This window comes from Mesorhizobium sp. B2-8-5 (assembly GCF_006440675.2).
Lineage (GTDB): Bacteria > Pseudomonadota > Alphaproteobacteria > Rhizobiales > Rhizobiaceae > Mesorhizobium.
Genome location: NZ_CP083951.1, coordinates 1,044,761 through 1,065,224, shown reverse-complemented (window position 1 = coordinate 1,065,224; position 20,464 = coordinate 1,044,761). Strand labels below are relative to the sequence as shown.

General features: G+C 64.2%; 21 protein-coding genes. 4 read left to right on the top strand and 17 right to left on the bottom strand.

Annotated elements, in window-relative coordinates:
- Positions 1 to 162 precede the first annotated feature (162 nt).
- From FJ430_RS05105 to rplS, 3 genes are all read right to left on the bottom strand, one after another.
- Positions 163 to 663, bottom strand: a complete 501-nt coding sequence (locus FJ430_RS05105) for a MarR family transcriptional regulator (RefSeq protein WP_140707165.1) — start codon at positions 661 to 663, stop codon at positions 163 to 165.
- Complete coding sequence (locus FJ430_RS05100) at positions 660 to 1,079, bottom strand: organic hydroperoxide resistance protein (protein ID WP_140646030.1); 420 nt, start codon at positions 1,077 to 1,079, stop codon at positions 660 to 662. Before FJ430_RS05100 ends, FJ430_RS05105 begins: the two co-directional genes overlap by 4 nt.
- Before the next feature lie 155 nt (positions 1,080 to 1,234).
- Positions 1,235 to 1,771 (bottom strand): 50S ribosomal protein L19, encoded by a 537-nt coding sequence (rplS, locus tag FJ430_RS05095; RefSeq protein WP_140646029.1) that lies wholly within the window; start codon positions 1,769 to 1,771, stop codon positions 1,235 to 1,237.
- A 359-nt stretch (positions 1,772 to 2,130) separates the two neighbouring features.
- On the opposite strand from rplS, the gene FJ430_RS05090 reads away from it, so the two are divergent.
- Positions 2,131 to 2,883: a sulfite exporter TauE/SafE family protein gene (locus FJ430_RS05090; RefSeq protein ID WP_140646028.1), complete on the top strand. Its 753-nt coding sequence runs from the start codon at positions 2,131 to 2,133 to the stop codon at positions 2,881 to 2,883.
- Here the strand turns inward: FJ430_RS05090 and trmD are convergent.
- Both trmD and rimM read right to left on the bottom strand, forming a co-directional pair.
- Entirely contained in the window at positions 2,865 to 3,566 is a 702-nt protein-coding gene (gene trmD / locus FJ430_RS05085; protein ID WP_140707167.1) for a tRNA (guanosine(37)-N1)-methyltransferase TrmD, read from the bottom strand. The genes FJ430_RS05090 and trmD overlap by 19 nt on opposite strands.
- Positions 3,563 to 4,162: a ribosome maturation factor RimM gene (gene rimM / locus FJ430_RS05080; RefSeq protein ID WP_140707170.1), complete on the bottom strand. Its 600-nt coding sequence runs from the start codon at positions 4,160 to 4,162 to the stop codon at positions 3,563 to 3,565. The genes trmD and rimM overlap by 4 nt, the downstream gene beginning before the upstream one ends.
- Before the next feature lie 98 nt (positions 4,163 to 4,260).
- Between rimM and FJ430_RS05075 the strand changes: the two genes are divergently transcribed.
- On the top strand, positions 4,261 to 5,199 hold the full coding sequence (locus tag FJ430_RS05075; RefSeq protein ID WP_140707172.1) for a tyrosine recombinase XerC: 939 nt from the start codon (positions 4,261 to 4,263) through the stop codon (positions 5,197 to 5,199).
- 224 nt (positions 5,200 to 5,423) lie between these two features.
- The gene (locus tag FJ430_RS05070) at positions 5,424 to 6,488 is read left to right on the top strand and encodes a TraB/GumN family protein (protein ID WP_140707174.1); all 1,065 of its coding nucleotides are present in this window, start codon (positions 5,424 to 5,426) and stop codon (positions 6,486 to 6,488) included.
- Between the two features lie 567 nt (positions 6,489 to 7,055).
- Here FJ430_RS05070 and lpdA read toward each other — a convergent pair.
- The 12 genes from lpdA to mdh form a co-directional block, all read right to left on the bottom strand.
- Positions 7,056 to 8,462: a dihydrolipoyl dehydrogenase gene (gene lpdA, locus FJ430_RS05065; protein WP_140707178.1), complete on the bottom strand. Its 1,407-nt coding sequence runs from the start codon at positions 8,460 to 8,462 to the stop codon at positions 7,056 to 7,058.
- Between the two features lie 112 nt (positions 8,463 to 8,574).
- A complete protein-coding gene (locus FJ430_RS05060) occupies positions 8,575 to 9,330 on the bottom strand; it encodes an SDR family oxidoreductase (RefSeq protein WP_140707180.1) in 756 nt (251 codons plus the stop codon).
- The gene (locus FJ430_RS05055; protein WP_140707181.1) at positions 9,327 to 9,839 is read right to left on the bottom strand and encodes a hypothetical protein; all 513 of its coding nucleotides are present in this window, start codon (positions 9,837 to 9,839) and stop codon (positions 9,327 to 9,329) included. The genes FJ430_RS05060 and FJ430_RS05055 overlap by 4 nt, the downstream gene beginning before the upstream one ends.
- Positions 9,839 to 10,570, bottom strand: coding sequence for a DUF4241 domain-containing protein (locus FJ430_RS05050; protein WP_140707410.1), 732 nt, complete (start codon positions 10,568 to 10,570; stop codon positions 9,839 to 9,841). The genes FJ430_RS05055 and FJ430_RS05050 overlap by 1 nt, the downstream gene beginning before the upstream one ends.
- A gap of 97 nt (positions 10,571 to 10,667) precedes the next feature.
- A complete protein-coding gene (locus FJ430_RS05045; RefSeq protein WP_140707183.1) occupies positions 10,668 to 11,402 on the bottom strand; it encodes a DUF4241 domain-containing protein in 735 nt (244 codons plus the stop codon).
- A gap of 16 nt (positions 11,403 to 11,418) precedes the next feature.
- The gene (gene odhB / locus FJ430_RS05040; RefSeq protein WP_140707184.1) at positions 11,419 to 12,693 is read right to left on the bottom strand and encodes a 2-oxoglutarate dehydrogenase complex dihydrolipoyllysine-residue succinyltransferase; all 1,275 of its coding nucleotides are present in this window, start codon (positions 12,691 to 12,693) and stop codon (positions 11,419 to 11,421) included.
- A gap of 61 nt (positions 12,694 to 12,754) precedes the next feature.
- Entirely contained in the window at positions 12,755 to 15,742 is a 2,988-nt protein-coding gene (locus FJ430_RS05035; RefSeq protein ID WP_140707186.1) for a 2-oxoglutarate dehydrogenase E1 component, read from the bottom strand.
- 144 nt (positions 15,743 to 15,886) lie between these two features.
- Entirely contained in the window at positions 15,887 to 16,789 is a 903-nt protein-coding gene (gene sucD, locus FJ430_RS05030; protein ID WP_140707188.1) for a succinate--CoA ligase subunit alpha, read from the bottom strand.
- A gap of 50 nt (positions 16,790 to 16,839) precedes the next feature.
- Entirely contained in the window at positions 16,840 to 17,211 is a 372-nt protein-coding gene (locus tag FJ430_RS05025) for a cupin domain-containing protein (protein ID WP_140707190.1), read from the bottom strand.
- 15 nt (positions 17,212 to 17,226) lie between these two features.
- A complete protein-coding gene (locus tag FJ430_RS05020) occupies positions 17,227 to 17,607 on the bottom strand; it encodes a hypothetical protein (RefSeq protein WP_140707192.1) in 381 nt (126 codons plus the stop codon).
- Positions 17,608 to 17,623: 16 nt separating this feature from the next.
- Positions 17,624 to 18,817: an ADP-forming succinate--CoA ligase subunit beta gene (gene sucC, locus FJ430_RS05015; protein ID WP_140707194.1), complete on the bottom strand. Its 1,194-nt coding sequence runs from the start codon at positions 18,815 to 18,817 to the stop codon at positions 17,624 to 17,626.
- A gap of 26 nt (positions 18,818 to 18,843) precedes the next feature.
- The gene (mdh, locus tag FJ430_RS05010; protein ID WP_140646014.1) at positions 18,844 to 19,812 is read right to left on the bottom strand and encodes a malate dehydrogenase; all 969 of its coding nucleotides are present in this window, start codon (positions 19,810 to 19,812) and stop codon (positions 18,844 to 18,846) included.
- Positions 19,813 to 20,023: 211 nt separating this feature from the next.
- On the opposite strand from mdh, the gene FJ430_RS05005 reads away from it, so the two are divergent.
- On the top strand, positions 20,024 to 20,458 hold the full coding sequence (locus FJ430_RS05005; RefSeq protein ID WP_140707196.1) for a GNAT family N-acetyltransferase: 435 nt from the start codon (positions 20,024 to 20,026) through the stop codon (positions 20,456 to 20,458).
- Positions 20,459 to 20,464 lie beyond the last annotated feature (6 nt).

The window sequence follows — 20,464 nt, the reverse complement described above, 5'->3', positions numbered from 1 at the left end:
GCAATTCCAGGAAAAGTGTGAAGCGGTTTTCCGTTCGGAATTGCGTAAAAACAAAGAGATAGAGCCGCATGCGCCTTGCAAGCCGGTCCTCGCTGAAGCAGGCCGGCCAACACGCAATCCGATGCTCTTCGGGAATGGTTTCGAGGACAGCCTTTGCGGCGTTCAGTCCTGATCGGCCGTAGCTTCGCGCAATCCGGCGACCAGTCGCGTCAGCGTGCCGTGCAGGGCTTTGAGCTCGGCTCGCTCCAGCGGCATGCCGCAGCTCAGTCCCTCCTGCACGTCTTTCATCTTCGCCCGCAGCGCCTGACCCTTCGCTGTCGGCTCGACCAGCACCCGGCGTTCGTCGGCGCTATCGCGCCGGCGGGTGACGAGGCCGCCGGCTTCCATCCGCTTGATCAGCGGCGTCAATGTCGCCGAATCGAGGCCAAGTGCTGCGCCGAGCTCGCCGATCGTGCTCGGCGAATGCCGCCACAGCGCCAGCATCGCCAGATATTGCGGATAGGTGAGGCCGAGCGGATCGAGCAGCGGCCGGTAAAGCTTTGTCATCAGCCCGCTTGCCGAATAGAGCGCGAAGCAGAGCTGCTGGTCGAGGCGCGGCACCTCGAGCGCCCCGGCGCTCTGCGCCGGAGCTTGCTTTGTCATGATTTCGGTTTTCGTCGTCATGCAGCCTTTGCCGAGAGCGCCACGTCGATATTGCCCCGGATGGCATTGGAATAGGGGCAGATCTTGTGCGCTTCGGATACAAGCGCCTCTGCGCCCGCCTGATCAAGTCCCTTGATCTCGGCCGCCAGTGAAACGCCGAGCCTGAAGCCGCCCTGGTCGTTCGGATAGAGGCTCACCGTGGAGGTGACCGAAGCGTCCTCAAGCGGCAGGTTCTGCTGGCGGGCGACGAAGCGCACCGCGCTCTCGAAGCAGGCGGCATAGCCGACGGCGAAAAGCTGTTCGGGATTGGTGGCGCCGCCCTTGCCGCCGAGTTCGTTCGGCATCGCCAGATCGACCTTGAGCAGGCCGTCGCTCGTCTCGCCGTGACCGTTGCGGCCGCCGGTGACGTGAGCCTGGGTGCTGTAAAGTGCCGACATTTTTGTCTCCATTTGATTTGTATGCGATTATTTAGTGTACAAGATAATTTGTTGTCAACGATGGCGAGGCGACTTTCCTGCGGCTGGCGATCACGGCTCGGTGAAAATGAAAAAGGCGGCCGAAGCCGCCTTTCCAAACCTGTTTCGACGAAACCTTATTCGGCGGAGGCGGCCTCGGCCGAAGCAGCCTCAGCGGCGGCCTTCTTCTCGGCGGCTTCCTTGGCGGCCGTCTCGGCGGCCAGCGCCTGGGCGGCCGCGACCTTCTCGGCCTCGATGCGGGCGCGCTCGGCGGCCAAAGCATCACGCTCTTCGTCGTTCAGCTTGCGGGCGCGCACGCCGGTGTTTTCCGAAATGCGAGCCGACTTGCCGCGACGGTCGCGCAGGTAATAGAGCTTGGCGCGGCGAACCTTGCCGCGGCGCACGATCTCGACGCCCTCGACCATCGGCGAGTAGACCGGGAAAACGCGCTCGACGCCTTCGCCGTAGGAAATCTTGCGGACGGTGAAATTCTCCTGGAAGCCCGAGCCGGCGCGGGCGATGACGACGCCCTCATAGGCCTGGACGCGGGTGCGGGTGCCTTCGGTGACGCGCACCTGGACGCGCACGGTGTCGCCCGGCTGGAATTCTGGCAGCTTGCGCTTGGCTTCGATCTTGGCGGCCTGTTCGGCCTCGAGCTGACGGATGAGATCCATCTCAAATATCCACTTCTTGTTCTTCCGACAGTCAGAGCGTCCAACGCTCGCCTTGCAGTTCCAATGACCGCTCGGCTATGCCCCCAGTCCCCAAATTGTATCGGGGAACATCGGGCAGGGACGGCTACACCGCACTTGTTGACGGGTCCGAAAGATCGTTCTTCCGGTTCGGGCGGGCACATACAGGCATTTTGCCGCTTTGTCACGCCCTAATGCATGTCGCCTGGAAGTGTGAGCGGTTCCGGCACGGCCTCATGCATCAAAAAAGGACCTTGAGACATATTTTTTGCCCCCATGGCCCCACATTATCGCGGCCGTGCCGGGTTGCGCGCGGCTTGTAAGCTTCCTAAGCGGGGAAAATGACTTTTTTCGATGCCGCCTTGCTCTTTCTCTCGGGTTTTGTCTCCGGTGCGGTCAATGCCGTCGCGGGCGGCGGCACCTTCGTAACCTTCGGCGCCATGACGCTGGTCGGCGTGCCGCCGATCGTCGCCAACGCCACCTCCTCGGTGACGCAGTTTCCAGGCTACATCACCTCGACGCTGGCCTATATCGACGACATCAGGCATTTCTGGCGCCAGGCGCTGCTGCTCTGCGTGATCTCGGCCTTCGGCGCGCTGGTCGGTTCGCTCATCCTGCTTGCGCTTTCCAACCCGTCCTTCCGCGCGCTGGTGCCCTGGCTGCTGATCGCCGCGACCGCGCTGTTCGCCGCCGGGCCATGGCTGAAACCGGCGCCCAAGCCCGGCGCCGAAGCCAGGGTCGGCTCGTTCGCCGGGTCGCTGGCGCAATTTGTGACCTCGATCTATGGCGGCTTCTTCGGCGCCGGCATGGGCGTGATGATGCTGGCCACGCTCGGCCTGACCCAGGCCGGCGATTACCACCGGCTCAACGCGCTGAAGAACATGCTGGCCGTGGTCATCGCGGCCATCGCCATCCTGGTCTTCGTTTCGGGCGGCGTCGTCGCCTGGCCGCAGGCGATCGTCATGATCCCGGGCGGCGCGCTCGGCGGCTATGCCGGCGTCTGGATCGCCAAGCGCGTGCCGCAGGGCCTCGTGCGCGGCTTCGTCGTCGCAGTCGGCCTGTTCCTCGCCTTTTACTATTTCACCAAGGGCTGAACCACCCCCAGCAAATCCGGCCGACGCTCCCGTGTGAGCTTCTCGGCCTCGGCGCGCCGCCATTCGGCTATCTTCTTGTGGTTGCCGGAGATCAGCACGTCAGGGATCGGTCTGCCTTCGAATTCCTGCGGCCGCGTGTAATGCGGATGCTCGAGCAGGCCGTTCTCGAAACTCTCTTCCTCGCCCGACACCGCATTGCCCATGACGCCGGGCAAAAGCCGCACCACGGCGTCGAGCAGCACGAGCGCCGCCGGCTCGCCGCCCGACAGGATGAAATCGCCGATCGAGACTTCCTCCAGCCCCCGCGCCTCGATCAGCCGCTGGTCGACGCCCTCGAAACGGCCGCACAGGATTACCGCGCCCGGTCCGGCGGCCAGTTCGCGCACGCGCGCCTGCGTCAGTGGTTTTCCACGCGGGCTCATCAACAGCCTTGGACGCTCATCGCCCGGCGGCGAGGCGTGGTCGATCGCCTTGGCCAGCACGTCGGCGCGCATCACCATGCCGGCGCCGCCGCCGGCCGGCGTGTCGTCGACCGTGCGGTGCCTGTCGCTGGCGAAATCGCGGATCTGGATCGCCTCGAGCGACCAGGTGCCGGCCTCCAGCGCGCGGCCGGCCAGCGACAGGCCGAGCGCGCCCGGGAACATCTCCGGATAGAGCGTCAGCACCGAAGCGGCAAAGCTCAACGGTTGCCCCCGGCATCCTTCGGTCCGCGCGGCCGGCCTTTCGGGTCGAAGCCGACTTCCCTGGGCGCTTCGCCGTCTTCTTCGTCTTCAACCAGCCCCGCCGCCTGAGGGTTGACCTCCACGAATCCGTCGGCGATCGAAACATGCGGCACGGCGGCCTGCGTGAACGGGATCAGTACGCCCTTGCGGCCGGCAAGGGTGACGTCGAGGATGTCGCCGCCACCGAAATTATGCACGGCGACGACCTTGCCGATGACGCCCGTATCGTCCCGGACGTCGAGACCGATGAGGTCGGCGTGATAGAACTCGTCCTCCTCGCCGTCGTCGGGCAGCACCGAGCGGTCGACGAACAGCTCGGTGCCGGCCAAAGCCTCGGCGGCGTTGCGGTCACCGACGCCCTTGAAGCGCACGACCACGACCGTGCCGGCCGGCCGGATGTCCAGGATCTGGAAGGCGCGGCCATCCTTGGCATAAAGCGGACCGTAGTCGGCCAGCGCCAGCGGGTCCCCGGTGAAGGTCTTCACCCGCAATTCGCCCTTGATGCCGTGCGCGGCGCCGATAACGGCCATCTGTACGGGGTTTTCGAGCTTCGACATCGGCGGCGCTTCCTTTGCCCTGCTCTACCCCCCTGAGGCCATCATTTCAATGATCGCCTCTTCACCGCTTCCTAACCCGCATGGCCGAAACTGCCGCCATGCAGGAATTCCTCATCCCGGCCAAACCCGACCTCCAGGCGGCGCGCCAGACCTGGCTGAAGACGCTGGCGCATGAGCGGCGGCTGTCGCCGGAGACCGTCGAGGCCTATGAGCGCGACACCCGCCAGTTCCTGCATTTCTTGACCGAACATCGCGGCGGCTCTCCAGGCATCTCGGACATCGCCGACCTGCGCCCCGCCGATTTGCGCGGCTTCCTCGCCAAGCGCCGCAATGAAGGCGCTGGCGCGCGCACGCTGGGCCGCGGCCTTGCCGGCATCCGCTCGCTGCTGCGCTTTCTCGAACGGCGCGGCCTGGTCAATGCCGCCGGCGCGGCTGCTCTGCGCGCGCCGCGCCAGCCGAAATCGCTGCCCAAGCCGCTGACGGCAAGCGACGCCAAGCAAGTGGTGGCGATGGAAGGCCAGCTCGCGGACGAGCCATGGATCGCCGCCCGCAATGCCGCCGTGCTGACGCTGCTCTATGGTTCCGGCCTGCGCATCTCCGAGGCGCTCGGCCTGACCGGCGCCGATCTCGCGACGGAAGCCGACACCGTGCTGCGCGTCACCGGCAAGGGCGGCAAGACGCGGCTGGTGCCGGTGCTGCCGGTGGCCCGCAAGGCGGTCATCGAATACCGCCGGCTCTGTCCCTTCCACATCGATACCAAGGAACTGCTGTTCCGCGGCGCACGCGGCGGCCCGCTCAACCCGGCCATCGTCCAGCGCGAGATGGCCAGGCTGCGCTCGGCGCTCAACCTGCCCGACACCGCGACGCCGCATGCCTTGCGGCACTCCTTCGCCACCCATCTGCTCGGCCGCGGCGGCGACCTGCGCACCATCCAGGAACTGCTCGGCCACGCCAGTCTGTCGACCACCCAGATCTATACCGGCGTCGACACGGCAAGGCTGCTGGATATCTACGAGAAGGCGCATCCAAGGGCGTGAAGCCGCTGGGGGATGGCGCGAAGCCCTCCGGACTTCGTCATTCCAGGGCGGAGCAAGGAGCGAAGCGACGCGCGCAGACCCTGGAATGACGAAGCGATAAGCGTTGCGGCCAAAGCATTCTCTCCGAAAACCCGAGCGAACGTCAAAAGAGCTCACCGCACCGAAGACAATTTCTCCGACCCAATTAACCGTTTTGCCGCTTTTCGGCGCTAAGACGCTTCTCCATGAAACGCGTCATCGCCATCGCCGACCGCGCGGCCCTTGTCTCGTTGAAGCTGCTTGCGGCGCTCAACCTGCTGTTTTTCCTGTCTTTCATTGTCGTTCTGCTGATCGCCGGCCGGGCGCATGCCGAAGCGCCCAGTTGCGCCGGCGCCGATCTTTTGACCGCGCTGGAAAAGAACGACCCCGCCGCCTTCAAGAAGGTCGAGACCGAAGCGGCGGCCGTTCCCAATGGCAAGGGCCTGCTTTGGAAGCTGGAGAAGCCGGGCGAAAAGCCATCCTATCTGTTCGGCACCATGCACATGACCGATACGCGCGTCACCACGCTGCCGGCCGCCGCGCAGAAGGCCTATGACGGCGCCGGCACGATAGTCATCGAGACCACCGACGCGCTCGACAAGGCCAAGATGATGGCCGCCATGGCCAGCGAACCCGGCCTGATGATGTTCACCGACAACACCACGCTGTCGTCGCTGTTGTCGCCGCAGGATGCGGCGGCGCTGGACAAGGGGCTCGACGCCCGCGGCATTCCGCCGGCGACGGTCGCCAAGATGAAGCCGTGGATCCTGTCGGCGATGATGGCGCTGCCGGCCTGCGAGGTGGCGCGCCAGAGCGCCGGCGAACCCGTGCTGGACGTCAAGCTCGCCTCGGACGCCAAGGCTTCGGGGAAAGACATCGAAGGGCTCGAGACCGCCGTCGATCAGTTGCGCGCCATGGCTTCGCTGCCGCTCGAATTCCATATGAAGAGCCTGGTCGAGACGATGAAGCTTGGCGACAAGGTGAACGACGTCAACGAGACGATGATCGTGCTCTACCAGCGTGGCGAGGTCGGCATGTTCTGGCCGCTCTTCCGGGCCGTGCTGCCGGAGACGGCGGACGACAAGGCCGGCTATGCCGCCTTCGAGCAGACCATGATCACCAGCCGCAACAAGGTGATGGCGGCGCATGCGGGGCCGATTTTGGCCAAGGGCAACGTTTTCATGGCCGTCGGCGCCATGCATCTGCCTGGTCCGGAAGGACTGGTCGAGGATTTTCGCAAGGCAGGGTATAGTGTTACCGCCGTCAACTGAGTCGTCTGGCGGCTGGCGGACCTGAAAACGCCGGTTTTTCAGCGCTTTCCGTCCGTCCGCGTGAAACCCGATGCGGGCTCAGCGCGTTGATGGCTGTTATTTTGATGACTTTCATCCAAGGAGGACACGTTTCATGGCGAACCCTAACGACCCCTTCACCCCTTCGAGCACGCCTCCCAAGTCGGGTGGTGGCGGCAGCGGGTGGCTGATCGCCCTAGTTGTTATTATCCTGGCCATTGTTGCCTATTATGTCTTTGGCAGAAGCGGCGGCGAGCATGCGCCGGCCCCGGCTGAGCCGCCGGCCGCCAGCACGCCGGCTCCGGCGCCTGCAACGCCGGCTCCAGCCCCTGAGCCGGCGCCGGCCCCGGCTCCCGCGCCAGCTCCGACACCAGCACCCGCCCCTGCGCCGGCCCCTGCGCCAGCTCCGGCACCGGCACCGGCTCAGTAATAGGACGGCATCAAACGACAAACGGCCCGCCAACAGGCGGGCCGTTTTGTTTTTGGCAACCACGCCTTCGTCATACTCGGTCTTGACCCGCGTATGACGAAGCGATGTGTGTTCGGCGATCAGATATGAATCGGCTTGAAGAACGTCGCCAGAGCCGCTTCCTTCACCGCTTCCGACATCGTCGGATGCGCGTGGCAGGTGCGGGCGAGATCTTCGGACGAACCGCCGAATTCCATCAGCACCGCCGCTTCGTGAATCATCTCGCCGGCGCCGAAGCCGACGATATGGACGCCGAGCACGCGGTCGCTTGCCTTGTCGGCCAGGATCTTGACGAAGCCGTCGGTATGCAGCATGGCGCGCGCGCGGCCATTGGCGCTGAACGGGAATTTGCCGACCTTGTAGTCGATGCCGGCCTTCTTCAGCTCTTCCTCGGTCTTGCCGACCGAAGCGATCTCCGGGCTGGTGTAGACGACGCTCGGGATGACGTCGTAGTTCACATGGCCGGCCTGCCCGGCGATGGTCTCGGCGACCGCCACACCTTCATCCTCGGCCTTGTGCGCCAGCATCGGTCCGGCGATGACGTCGCCGATGGCATAGATGCCGGGCACATTGGTTCCGAGATGCCCATCGGTCTTGACCCGGCCGCGCTCGTCGAGCTCGACGCCGGCTTCCTTCAATCCGAGACTGTCGGCATAGGGGCGCCGCCCGGTGGCGACCAGCACGACATCGGCCTCGATGGTTTCCGCCGCGCCGCCCTTGACCGGTTCGAAGGTGACAGTCGCGCCCTTCTTGGCCTTGGCGACGCCCGTGACCTTGGCGCCGAGCTTGAACTCGAAGCCTTGCTTGGAGAGCAGCCGCTGGAACTGCTTCGACACCTCGCCGTCCATGCCGCCGAGGATGGTGTCGAGGAACTCGACGACCGTGACCTTGGCGCCGAGCCTTGCCCAGACGGAGCCGAGCTCCAGCCCGATGACGCCGCCGCCGACCACCACCAGGGTGGCTGGCACCTTGGCCAGCGACAGCGCGCCGGTGGAGGAGACGACCGCCTTCTCGTCGAAATCGACCTTGACGCCCGGAATGCCGGCGACGTCCGAACCGGTGGCGATGACGATGTTCTTGGTCTCGATCTCCTCGACCTTGCCGTCCTCGCCGGTCACCGACACCTTGCTGGCGGAAATCACCTTGCCGGTGCCGCGGAAGGAATCGATCTTGTTCTTCTTGAACAAGAAGGCGACGCCGTTGACGTTGGAGGCGACCGTCGCGTCCTTGTGCGCCATCATCTTCTTCAGATTGAGCTTCGGCGCCGGTATCTCGACGCCCAGCGTATCGAAGGCGTGGCCGGCTTCGGCGAACATCTCGGAGGCGTAGAGCAGCGCCTTCGACGGAATGCAGCCGATGTTGAGGCAGGTGCCGCCGAAAGTGGCGTTCTTCTCGACCACCGCCGTCTTCAGCCCGAGCTGCGCCGCCTTGATGGCGCAGACATAGCCGCCAGGCCCCGATCCGATGATAACGACGTCATAAGCCATGTCTTTTTCCTTGTCCTGGCGCCGGAGCGGTTCGGATAGGAACCACTCCAGATTATTTCCTTGTACGCAATTTCGAACCGGAAAACCGCTACGCACTTTTCCTGGAATTGCTTTAGCGGCCGCCGCTCACATTGAGGATCGTGCCCGTTATATAAGAGGCCGCGTCCGACAGAAGATAGAGAACCGCGCTCGCGACTTCATCCGCCGTTCCCGCGCGTTTCATCGGCAGCGCGTCCTGCATCCGCGCCACGCGGTCTGGCTGGCCGCCCGAGGCGTGGATTTCGGTCTCGGTGATGCCGGGGCTGACCGCGTTGACGCGGATGCCTTCCAGCACGACTTCCCGCGCCAGCCCGATGGTCATGGTGTCGATCGCGCCCTTGGAGGCGGCATAGTCAACAAATTCGCCGGGCGAGCCGAGCCTCGCGGACGCCGAGGACAGGTTGACGATGGCGCCGCCCTTGCCGCCATGCCTCATCGACATGCGCTTCACCGCCTCGCGGACGCACAGGAAGGAACCAACGACATTGATGCGCATCATGCGCTCCAGCCGCGCCATGCTCATCTCGTCGACCCGCGCCTTGACGTCGACGATGCCGGCATTGTTGACGAAAGCGTCGAGCCGGCCAAAGGCCTGGTCCACGGCTTCGAAGATTGCGATGACATCGGCCTCGTTGCCGACATCGCCCTTGACCGCGAAGGCGTCGCCGCCAGCGGCTTTGAGTTCGGCGACAAGAACATCGGCAGCCGACTGGTTGGAGACGTAGTTCACAGCCACGCGATAACCAGCCTCACTCGCCTGCCGGCAGATGGCCGCGCCGATGCCGCGGCTGCCGCCGGTGACCAGCAGTGTCTTCCTGTCCACGCTCATTCCTGGCAGCCTTTCAGCACGAAGATGTCCCACGGCACTTTGGAGAAGCCGGCGGGGCCATAAGCGGCCGACATTTCGAGCGACGGCCCGAGATCGGGAAAGATCAGGCTTTTCGGCGCGTCGGCGCCTTCGGCCGGCAGCAGGCCGATCGTGCCCTTCTCGTCGGCGCTGTAGACGACGCCTTCCCAGACCGTGCAGGCGGCAAGCTCCTCGCCGGTGACGTCGCCGGTCGGGCATTTGTACATCAGCGAGCCATGCGGCCGCGCGGCGCTGCCTTCGGTCCACATCGCGATGCCGTCGAGCACGACATTGTTGTCGAGGATCATGCGAAAGGCGTTGGTCATCGTCGCCGAGCTGCCGGCCGGGGTGAAGTCGATCTCGGCGCCGCTCTGCGCCTCGCCATAGACGGCGAGCTGGATCGGACAGGCGGCCTGCGCGCCGGAAGTCGCAGCCGTCAGCACCAGCGATCCGGCCATCAATCCGACCATGGGCGAGGCGGCATTCGTCATCACTTGGCCTGGTCGCCTTCTCGGCCGTCGGCGTTTTCGAGCACGCCGAAATCGGTCATCAGGACGACCGGGTCGCCGGCGGCGTCCAGTCCCCAGAAAGACGGATAGAAGCCATCGCCCCAGCCGCTCCAGAACATCGCGACGTTGACCGGATTGCCGGCGTCCGGATGGTGCATGACGAACCGGTCCTGGTTGGGCGCGAACTCGGCCGCCAGCACATCGTCATAATAGTTCTGATCCGGCTTGAGCTTGTCCTGCGCCGCCGACATCAGGGCCATCGCCGCCTTGTCCATGAACGAGCCGAGGCCGGCGTCAACGGGATAGCCGAAGATCTCGTCGCCGTTCAGCGTCGAAACGTCCTGTCCCGGCAGAAGGGCAAGCTCCCAGCGCACCGGCACGCCGGAACGGAAGCGAAGGAATGCTGCGGCGACGCGGCCCTGCGCCTCGAACAGCATGACCGGGTAGCGCCCCGGCTTCACCTTGCGGGCCAGCGCCGGCCAGTCGTCGGTCGTGATCAGGGGATCGCAGGCGATGATCTCGCCGGTCGGCAGTTCCAGCTCGCCGATCGGCGTGACGGCGATCTTGCGCTCCGCCAATTGCGCATCGGAGAGCGCAAAGATGCCGAAATTGCTGCTCGCCGTCGCCGGATCCCAGTCGGCGGCGATTGCCGGCGACGGGATGGCCGCGGAGAGGCCAAGCATCACGATGCCGCGCCGGAAACTCCGCCGCATGCCGCGCACCGTCCGGCCGAGTTCGAGCCGTTGGAGCCGACCGCTCGCGATCGAGGCTGGCGACCCGGCCGCAAATCCGATCATAGGTGCGATTTCGTTAGCCATCAGTGACCTGGTTGTTTTCACGGCCATCGGCGTTTTCGAGCACTTCGAAGTCGGTTATCAGGAGAAGTGGTTCGCCGGCCGCGTCCAGGCCCCAGAAGGACCGATACGCGCCGTCGCCATAGCCAGTGTCGCACATAGCGACATTGAGCGGATTCCCATCAATCGGATTATCCATGCCAAACCTGTCGAAAGAACACGCAACGTCGGCAAGATAATCGTCGAGCTCCTCCGGCTCGGCCATCAGTGTCAGAACCGACTTGTCCATGAATGACGCAACCGCGTCATCGACGATAAATTCAAGAAATTCGGAATTATAGGCTGGTGGGCGATCGGGAACGAAGGTCGCCAATTCCCAGCGCATCGGCAAGCCGGGGCCAAACCGCAAGGTCGCTGCAGCAATGCAGCCCTGCGCCTGAAACAGCGTGATCGGATAGCGTCCCGGCTTCACCTTACGGCTGAAAGCAGGCCGGCTTAGCCCGGTGATGAGCGGATCGCAGGCGACGATTTCGCCGGTTGGCAGCTCAAGCTCACCGATCGTGACGACGCTGATCTTCCGTTCCGCCATTTCGGCATCGCTGAGAGCGAAGATGCCTAGATTACTGCTTCCCGGCGGCGGATCCGATTCAATCGATTTCGCCGGTGAAGCGGTAGGAACCGGGGCAGTCGGCCGAAAAGTCCGAAGCGCGCGACCCAGCGCAAATCCGAGCCGTTCCAGCCAGCCGCTCATCTCGGATGAGCTCCGATCACAGATCGAGCACCAGCCGCTCGGGATCTTCCAGGCTTTCCTTGACGCGCACCAGGAAGGTCACCGCTTCCTTGCCGTCGACGATGCGGTGATCGTAGCTGAGCGCCAGATACATCATCGGACGAATGACAATCTGGCCGCCGACCACCACAGGCCGGTCCTGGATCTTGTGCATGCCAAGAATGCCGGACTGCGGCGCGTTCAGGATCGGCGTCGACATCAGCGAGCCGTAAACGCCGCCGTTGGAGATGGTGAACGTGCCGCCCTGCATGTCGGCGACCGACAGCTTGCCGTCTCGCGCCGCCAGCCCAAGCCGGCCGATCTCCTTCTCGATCTCGGCGATGGACATCTGGTCTGCATCGCGCACCACCGGCACGACGAGGCCCTTTTCGGTGCCGACAGCAACGCCGACATGGGCGAAATTCTTGTAGATGATGTCGGTGCCGTCGATCTCGGCATTGACCGCCGGGATCTCCTTCAGCGCATGCGTCACCGCCTTGGTGAAGAAACCCATGAAGCCGAGCTTCACGCCATGCTTCTTCTCGAACACGTCCTTGTACTTGGACCGCAGCGCCATCACCGCGCTCATATCCACCTCATTGAAGGTGGTGAGCATGGCGGCGGTCGACTGCGCCTCCTTCAGGCGGCGTGCGATAGTCTGGCGCAGCTTGGTCATGCGCACGCGTTCCTCGCGCGGCGCATCCTCGGTCGAGGACGGCGCCCGGGCAACGACCGGCGCCGGAGCAGCCTTCGGCGTCTCGGCGGGCTGCGACGGCGCGCCCTTGGCGATGGCGTCGAGCACGTCGCCCTTCAGCACCTGGCCGCGTTTGCCGGAGCCGGACAACTGGTCGACCGAGAGATTGGCCTCCGCGATCAGCTTGGCGGCGGCAGGCGCCGGCGGCATGGTGCGCGGCTCGATCTGGCCGGCATCGCCAGCGATCCTGGCGGTTTCGGCCGCAGCCTGCTTGCCGGTGGATGCGGCATCCGGGCTGGAGGCCTGGGCGACTGCCTGCGGCTTGGTCGCCGGGGCCGCGCCCCCCGCCGAAATCGAGCCGAGCAGCGCCCCGACATTGACTGTCTCGCCTTCCTTGACGGCGATCTCGGCCAGCGTTCCGGCGCCCGCGGCGGGCACTTCCACCGTCACCTTGTCGGTTTCGAGCTCGACCAGGGGCTCGTCCGCGGCGATCGCGTCGCCGACCTTCTTGAACCACTTGCCGACAGTCGCCTCGGTCACGGATTCGCCGAGAGTGGGGACGCGGATTTCGGTAGCCATTGTGCCTGTCCGTTGTCTTCTTGAGGTCTGTTTCGTCAGGTCTGCTTATTCACCAAGCGCCCTATTCGCCGAGAGCATCGTCGAGCAACGCGGCCAGCTGGCTGAGATGCTTCGACATCAACCCTGTCGCCGGCGAGGCCGAGGCCGGCCGGCCGGTGTAGCGCACCCGCTGATGCTTGGCGTCGATATGCGCCAGCACCCATTCGAGATAGGGATCGATGAACGACCAGGCGCCCATGTTCTTGGGCTCCTCCTGGCACCACACCATCTCGGCGTTGCGGAAGCGTGACAGCTCGGTGATCAGCGCCTTGGCCGGGAACGGATAGAGCTGCTCGACGCGCAAAAGGTAGATGTCGTTGATGCCGCGCTTCTCGCGCTCTTCGTAGAGGTCGTAATAGACCTTGCCCGAGCACAGCACGACACGGCGGATCTTGGAGTCCTTCACCAGCTTGATCGGCTGGTTGGGGAGCAGCTGCGCATCGTCCCACAACAGGCGGTGGAACGAGCTTTCGCCCGACATTTCCGGCAGCGTCGACACCGCCCGCTTGTGGCGCAGCAGCGACTTCGGCGTCATCAGGATCAGCGGCTTGCGGAAGTCGCGCTTCAACTGCCGGCGCAGGATATGGAAATAGTTGGCCGGCGTGGTGACGTTGGCGACCTGCATGTTGTCTTCCGCGCAGAGTTGCAGGAAGCGCTCCAGGCGCGCCGACGAATGCTCCGGCCCCTGGCCTTCATAGCCATGCGGCAAGAGGCAGACGAGACCCGACATTCTCAGCCACTTGCGCTCGCCCGACGAGATGAACTGGTCGAACACGACCTGGGCGCCGTTGGCGAAGTCGCCGAACTGTGCCTCCCAGAGCGTCAGCGCCTTGGGCTCGGCCAGGCTGTAGCCATATTCGAAGCCTAGCACCGCCTCTTCCGACAGCATCGAGTTGATGACCTCGTAGCCGGCCTGCGCCGCCGACAGATTGTTGAGCGGGATGTAGCGGTTCTCGTCGCGCTGGTCGTAAAGCACCGAATGGCGCTGCGAGAAGGTGCCGCGCTCCGAATCCTGGCCGGAAAGCCGGATCGGATTGCCGTCGAGCAGGATGGCGCCGAAGGCCAGCGCCTCGGCTGTCGACCAGTCGATGCCTTCGCCGGACTCGATCGCCTGGCGGCGGTTCTCGAGGAAGCGCAGGATGGTCTTGTGCGCCTCGAAATCCTTCGGCACCTCGGTCAGCTTCTTGCCGATCTCCTTCAGCGTGCGCACCGGCACGGCGGTCTTGCCGCGCCGCTGTTCGTCCTGGTTGTCGGCGGTGCGCAGGCCCGACCAGGCGCCGTCCAGCCAGTCGGCCTTGTTGGGCTTGTAGTGCTGGCCGACTTCCCATTCGGCTTCCAGATGCGCGCGCCAGTCGGCCCGCATCTTGTCGACCTCGGCCTGGGTGACGTGGCCTTCGGCGATCAGCCGGTCGGCATAGACCTGCACCACCGTCTTATGGGTGCGGATGTTGCGGTACATGATCGGCTGGGTGAAGGCCGGCTCGTCGCCCTCATTGTGGCCGAAGCGGCGGTAGCAGAACATGTCCACCACCACCGGCTTGTGGAACTTCATGCGGAACTCGGTCGCGACCTTTGCGGCATGCACCACCGCTTCCGGATCGTCGCCGTTGACGTGGAAGATCGGCGCCTCGATCATCTTGGCCACATCCGACGGATAGGGCGAGGAGCGCGAGAAGCGCGGATTGGTGGTGAAGCCGATCTGGTTGTTGATGATGAAATGCAGCGTGCCTGCGACGCGATGGCCGCGCAGGCCCGACAGGCCGAGAATTTCGGCGATCACGCCCTGGCCGGCGAAGGCGGCGTCGCCATGCAAAAGCAGCGGCATCACCTTGGCGCGCTCCGACAGCGGCACGACCTCGCCACGTTCGCGGCCGGCGAGCTGGTCCTGCTTGGCGCGCGCCTTGCCCATCACGACGGGGTCGACGATTTCCAGATGCGAGGGATTGGCCGTCAGCGACAGATGCACTTTGTTGCCGTCGAACTCGCGGTCCGACGAGGCGCCGAGATGGTACTTCACGTCGCCCGAGCCTTCGACCTCGTCGGGCGCGGCCGAGCCGCCCTTGAACTCGTGGAAGATGGCGCGGTGCGGCTTGGCCATCACCTGGGAAAGCACGTTGAGGCGGCCGCGATGCGCCATGCCGAGCACGATTTCCTTCAGGCCGAGCTGGCCGCCGCGCTTGACGATCTGCTCCAGCGCCGGGATCAGCGACTCGCTGCCATCGAGGCCGAAACGCTTGGTGCCCTTGTACTTGACGTCGATATACTGCTCGAAGCCCTCGGCCTCTACCAGCTTCGACAGGATCGCCTTCTTGCCGGTGGCGGTGAAGGTGATCTCCTTGTCGGCGCCTTCGATGCGCGCCTGGATCCAGGCCTTCTCTTCCGGGTCGGAGATGTGCATGAACTCGACGCCGAGCGTCGAGCAATAGGTACGGCTCAGGATGTCCAGCATCTGCCGCACGGTGCCGAATTCGAGCCCCAGCACATTGTCGAGGAAGATCGGCCGGTCGTAGTCGGCTTCGGTGAAGCCGTAGTTCTCCGGCGACAGCTCGTTGTAATCCTCGAGCGGCTTGGCGATGCCGAGCGGGTCGAGATTGGCGTGCAGATGGCCGCGCATGCGGTAGGCGCGGATCATCATGATGGCGCGCACGGAATCGCGCGTCGCCTGGTGCACGTCGGCGTCGGAAAGCACGGCGCCGTTGATGACCGCCTTTCCCTTCACCTTCTTTTCGATCGCCTTCTCGATCAGCCCCCAATTGCCGTCGAGCGCCGAGACCAGCTCGCCATTGGCCGTCAGCGGCCAGGAGGGCTTCGCCCAGGAGGCGCCCTTGGCGTTCTTGCGGACGTCGCCCGCGTCGTCCTTCAGCGCCGCGAAGAAGTCCTGCCACTCCGGATCGACGGAGGCGGGGTTGTCTTCATAGGCGGCGTAGAGCGCGTCGATATAGTCGGCATTACCGCCATAGAGGAATGAGGTGAGCGAGAATTGGTCGTTGGCCTGATCTTGTCTTGCCATTTTCGTCTGCGGAGCCTGGCTCCGTCTCCTTTCGAGGGGAATAGTGAGTAGTCAGTAGTGAGTAGAACGATGGAAATTCCCGCTCAGCTGCTACTCGCCCGTTCTTCCCTGTTCACTACTGACTACTGCCTACTCACTACTGCCTTAACCCTTGATCGCCTCGACCAGCGTCGTGCCGAGCCTCGCCGGCGATGGCGAAACCTTGATGCCGGCCGATTCCATCGCCGCGATCTTGTCTTCCGCGCCGCCCTTGCCGCCCGAGATCACCGCGCCCGCATGGCCCATGGTTCGGCCGGCCGGCGCCGTGCGCCCGGCGATGAAGCCCGCCATCGGTTTCTTGCGGCCGCGCTTGGCTTCGTCCTTGAGGAACTGCGCGGCGTCTTCCTCGGCCGAGCCGCCGATCTCGCCGATCATGATGATCGACTTGGTCTCGTCGTCGGCGAGGAACATCTCCAGCACATCGATGAATTCGGTGCCCTTGACCGGGTCGCCGCCGATGCCCACCGCCGTGGTCTGGCCGAGGCCGACATTGGTGGTCTGGAAGACTGCCTCATAGGTAAGTGTTCCCGAGCGGGAAACAACGCCGACCGAGCCCTTGCGGAAGATGTTGCCCGGCATGATGCCGATCTTGCATTCGTCGGGCGTCAGCACGCCCGGGCAGTTCGGGCCGATCAGCCGCGAGGTGGAGCGATCGAGACGCGCCTTGACCTTGACCATGTCCATCACCGGGATGCCTTCGGTGATGCAGACGATCAGCGGGATCTCCGCCTCGATTGCCTCGATGATGGCTTCGGCAGCACCAGCCGGCGGCACATAGATGACCGAGGCGTTGGCGCCCGTCTTTGCCTTGCCTTCGGCCACCGTGGCGAAGATCGGCAAGCTCTCGCCCTTGGCGCCCGTCCAGGTCTCGCCGCCCTTCTTCGGATGGACGCCGCCCACCATCTTGGTGCCGTGATAGGCCAGCGCCTGCTCGGTGTGGAACGTGCCGGTCTTGCCGGTCAGGCCCTGCACCAGCACCTTCGTGTTCTTGTCGACGAGAATGGACATGGTGGCCCTTTTCTAAAAACCGTTGGTCGTGGAAGACTGCGCGGTCATGGTCACAGCCGCTTGAGATCGGCGACGGTGAGGTCGCTCTTGGCATTGCCGGTGTTGAGCGCCGTCGCCGGCTCGAACATCAGCACGACAGGCTCCTTGCTGAGCGAGCGCGGCCGGTGTTCGGTGCCTTTCGGCACGACGATGAAGTCGCCCTCGCCGAGTTCGACCGGACCGTCGCGGAAATCGATCGCGATCCGGCCGCGCAGCACGAGGAAGGCTTCGTCCTCATTCTCATGCGCATGCCAGTCGAAGACCTCGCCGAACTTGGCGACCTTGGCTTGGGCATCGTTCACGTCACCGGCGATATGCGGATCGAAGACCTTGGTGATCTTCGCGTCCGCCGCCTCGACCAGATTTATCTTGCGCGGAGGCATCCGCTCATTCCCTTGTCATCGGGCGTCAGCAACATGCTGGTCACCCATCTCTTCTTTCAAAAAATGGTCGGGCGTCAGGCCGAGATCGTTCTCTTTGCCATACATCCAACCCCTCATCTTCATCGAGGGCTTGAACGGGCTCTTCCCGCTTCCGACGACCACGTACCACTCACGCCCGACTTCGTCCGATGCACGGTGCAGCCAGAAATGCCGCCCACCGTCCATCCCTTCTGCGACAACGCCGTGCACCTTGTAGTGCATCGGCTTCTCATCCAGCATCCAATGGTAGTGGCACGACTCAAGGTACCGCTCGATTTCTTCGACCGAATACGGACACACGGCCGACCGGTCGAGGCTCTCGACTTCTTCCTCCCAATGGATTGGGAAGCCACCCAATTCGACGCTCCTTCGATTAACCCTTCACCGCCGCGACAATCTTCTTGGCTGCGTCGTCGAGATCATCGGCCGACACCACGTTCAAGCCGCTGTCGTTGATGATCTTCTTGCCGAGCTCGGCATTGGTGCCTTCCAGCCGCACCACCAGCGGCACCTTCAGGCCGACTTCCTTGACCGCGGCGATGACGCCTTCGGCGATGACGTCGCACTTCATGATGCCGCCGAAGATGTTGATCAGGATGCCTTCGACCGCGGGGTCCTTGGTGATGATCTTGAACGCCGCCGTCACCTTCTCCTTCGAAGCGCCGCCGCCGACGTCGAGGAAGTTAGCCGGCTCAGCGCCGTAGAGCTTGATGATGTCCATTGTCGCCATGGCAAGGCCGGCGCCGTTGACCATGCAGCCGATATTGCCGTCGAGCGCGACATAGGCGAGATCGTATTTCGACGCCTCGATCTCCTTCTCGTCCTCTTCAGTGGTGTCGCGCAGTTCCATCACGTCCGGGTGGCGGAACAGCGCGTTGTTGTCGAACGATACTTTTGCGTCGAGCACGCGCAGATGGCCGTCCTTCATGACGATCAGCGGATTGACCTCGAGCAGGCTCATATCCTTCTCGACGAAGGCCTTGTAGAGAATCGGGAACAGCGTGCCGCCGTCCTTGGCCGCGTCGCCGTCCAGCTTCAACGCGGCGTTGAGCTTCTTCACGTCGTCGGCGCTCACGCCCTTTTCCGGGTCGATGGCGACGGTGACGATTTTTTCGGGCGTGTCGTGCGCGACCGTCTCGATATCCATGCCGCCCTCGGTCGAGACGACGAAGGCGATGCGGCCGACGGAACGGTCGACAAGGATCGACAGATAGAGCTCGCGCTCGATGTCGGCGCCGTCCTCGATATAGAGGCGGTTGACCTGCTTGCCGGCCTGACCGGTCTGCTTGGTCACCAGCGTGTGGCCGAGCATCTCGTCGGCGTTGGCGACCACTTCGGCCGCCGACTTCGCCAGCCGCACGCCGCCCTTGGCGTCGGGGCCAAGCTCCTTGAACTTGCCCTTGCCGCGGCCGCCGGCATGGATCTGGCTCTTCACGACATAGAGCGGGCCGGGCAGCGCTTGTGCCGCGGCTTCCGCCTCGCTTGCCTTGAACACCGGAACGCCGCTTGCAACCGGCGCGCCGAACGTCTTCAGCAGCGCCTTGGCCTGATACTCATGGATGTTCATGCGCTTGGTCTCCGGGGAAGGACGTTTTACTTGCCGGCGAGATGCGGGGCGATCTTGGTGCAGGCCTCGGTCAGGCCCTGCACGGCCGCGACCGAGGAATCGAACATCTTCTGCTCGGTCTTGGAGAGGTCGATCTCGATGACGCGCTCGACGCCGCCGGCGCCGATCACCACCGGCACGCCGACATAGGTGCCCTTGATGCCGTACTGGCCGGAGAGGTGCGCCGCGCAGGGCAGCACGCGCTTCTTGTCCTTGAGGTAGGATTCGGCCATGGCGATCGCCGAGGCCGCCGGCGCGTAGTAGGCCGAGCCGGTCTTGAGCAGGCCGACGATCTCGGCGCCGCCGTCGCGCGTGCGCTGCACGATCTGGTCGAGCTTCTCCTTCGAGGTCCAGCCCATCTTGACGAGGTCGGGCAGCGGGATGCCCGACACGGTCGAATAGCGGATCATCGGCACCATCGAGTCGCCATGGCCGCCGAGCACGAAAGCGGTGACGTCCTCGACCGAGACCTTGAATTCCTCGGCCAGGAAGTAGCGGAAACGGGCGCTGTCGAGCACGCCGGCCATGCCGACGACATGGCTGGTCGGCAGGCCGGAGAACTTCTGCAGCGCCCAGACCATCGCGTCGAGCGGGTTGGTGATGCAGATGACGAAAGCCTTCGGCGCGTACTTCTTCAAGCCGGCGCCGACCTGTTCCATCACCTTGAGGTTGATGCCGAGAAGGTCGTCGCGGCTCATGCCGGGCTTGCGCGGCACGCCGGCGGTGACGATGCACACATCCGCTCCCTCGATGCCGGCATAGTCGTTGACGCCGGTCAGCCTGGAATCGAACCCGTCGACAGGAGAAGACTGCGCGATGTCGAGGCCCTTGCCCTGCGGAATGCCCTCGGCGATATCGAACAGCACCACGTCGCCGAGATCCTTGAGGCCGATCATATGGGCGAGCGTGCCGCCGATCATGCCCGAGCCGATGAGCGCTATCTTGTTGCGTGCCATGTGAGGATGTTTTCCTTTGTCTGTGACGAGGTCGTGACGGGGCCAGGGAGGCCGAAAGGATGCGGGAAACCGCGAGATTGGCCGCATCGAATAACTCCGACACGGAAGAAATTCAAACGATTATTTTGAGTCCAACATTTTCAATCGGTTAGATGCATCGGGAATTACGTAAACGTCAAAGTTTGTGAGCCGACTGAGGAGAATTTACACAATGAACGTCGAAATCAGAAGGCTTCATCCTGGCGATGACGCCCTTGTGATGCGGGTGGCCGACGACGTGTTCGACGAGCCGGTGCGGCCCGACCGCCTCGCCGCCTATCTCGCCGCGCCGGGCCATTCCATGATTGTGGCTATAGTTGACCAAACCGTGGTCGGCCAATGCGCCGCCGTCATCCACCGCCACCCGGACAAGGTGAGCGAGCTCTATATCGATGAGGTCGGCGTGGCGCCGCCCTTCCAGCGGCAGGGAATCGCGCGAAAAATGCTCGACGCCATGTTCGCGGTCGGCCGCGAGCATGGCTGCGAGGAAGCATGGGTGGGGACCGAGCCCGATAACGAGCCGGCGCGGGCGCTTTACGAGACAAGGCGGGAGCCGCATGGGAAGGCGGAGGATTTCGTGATGTATGTGTACCGGCTTGGAGACTAGCCGAAG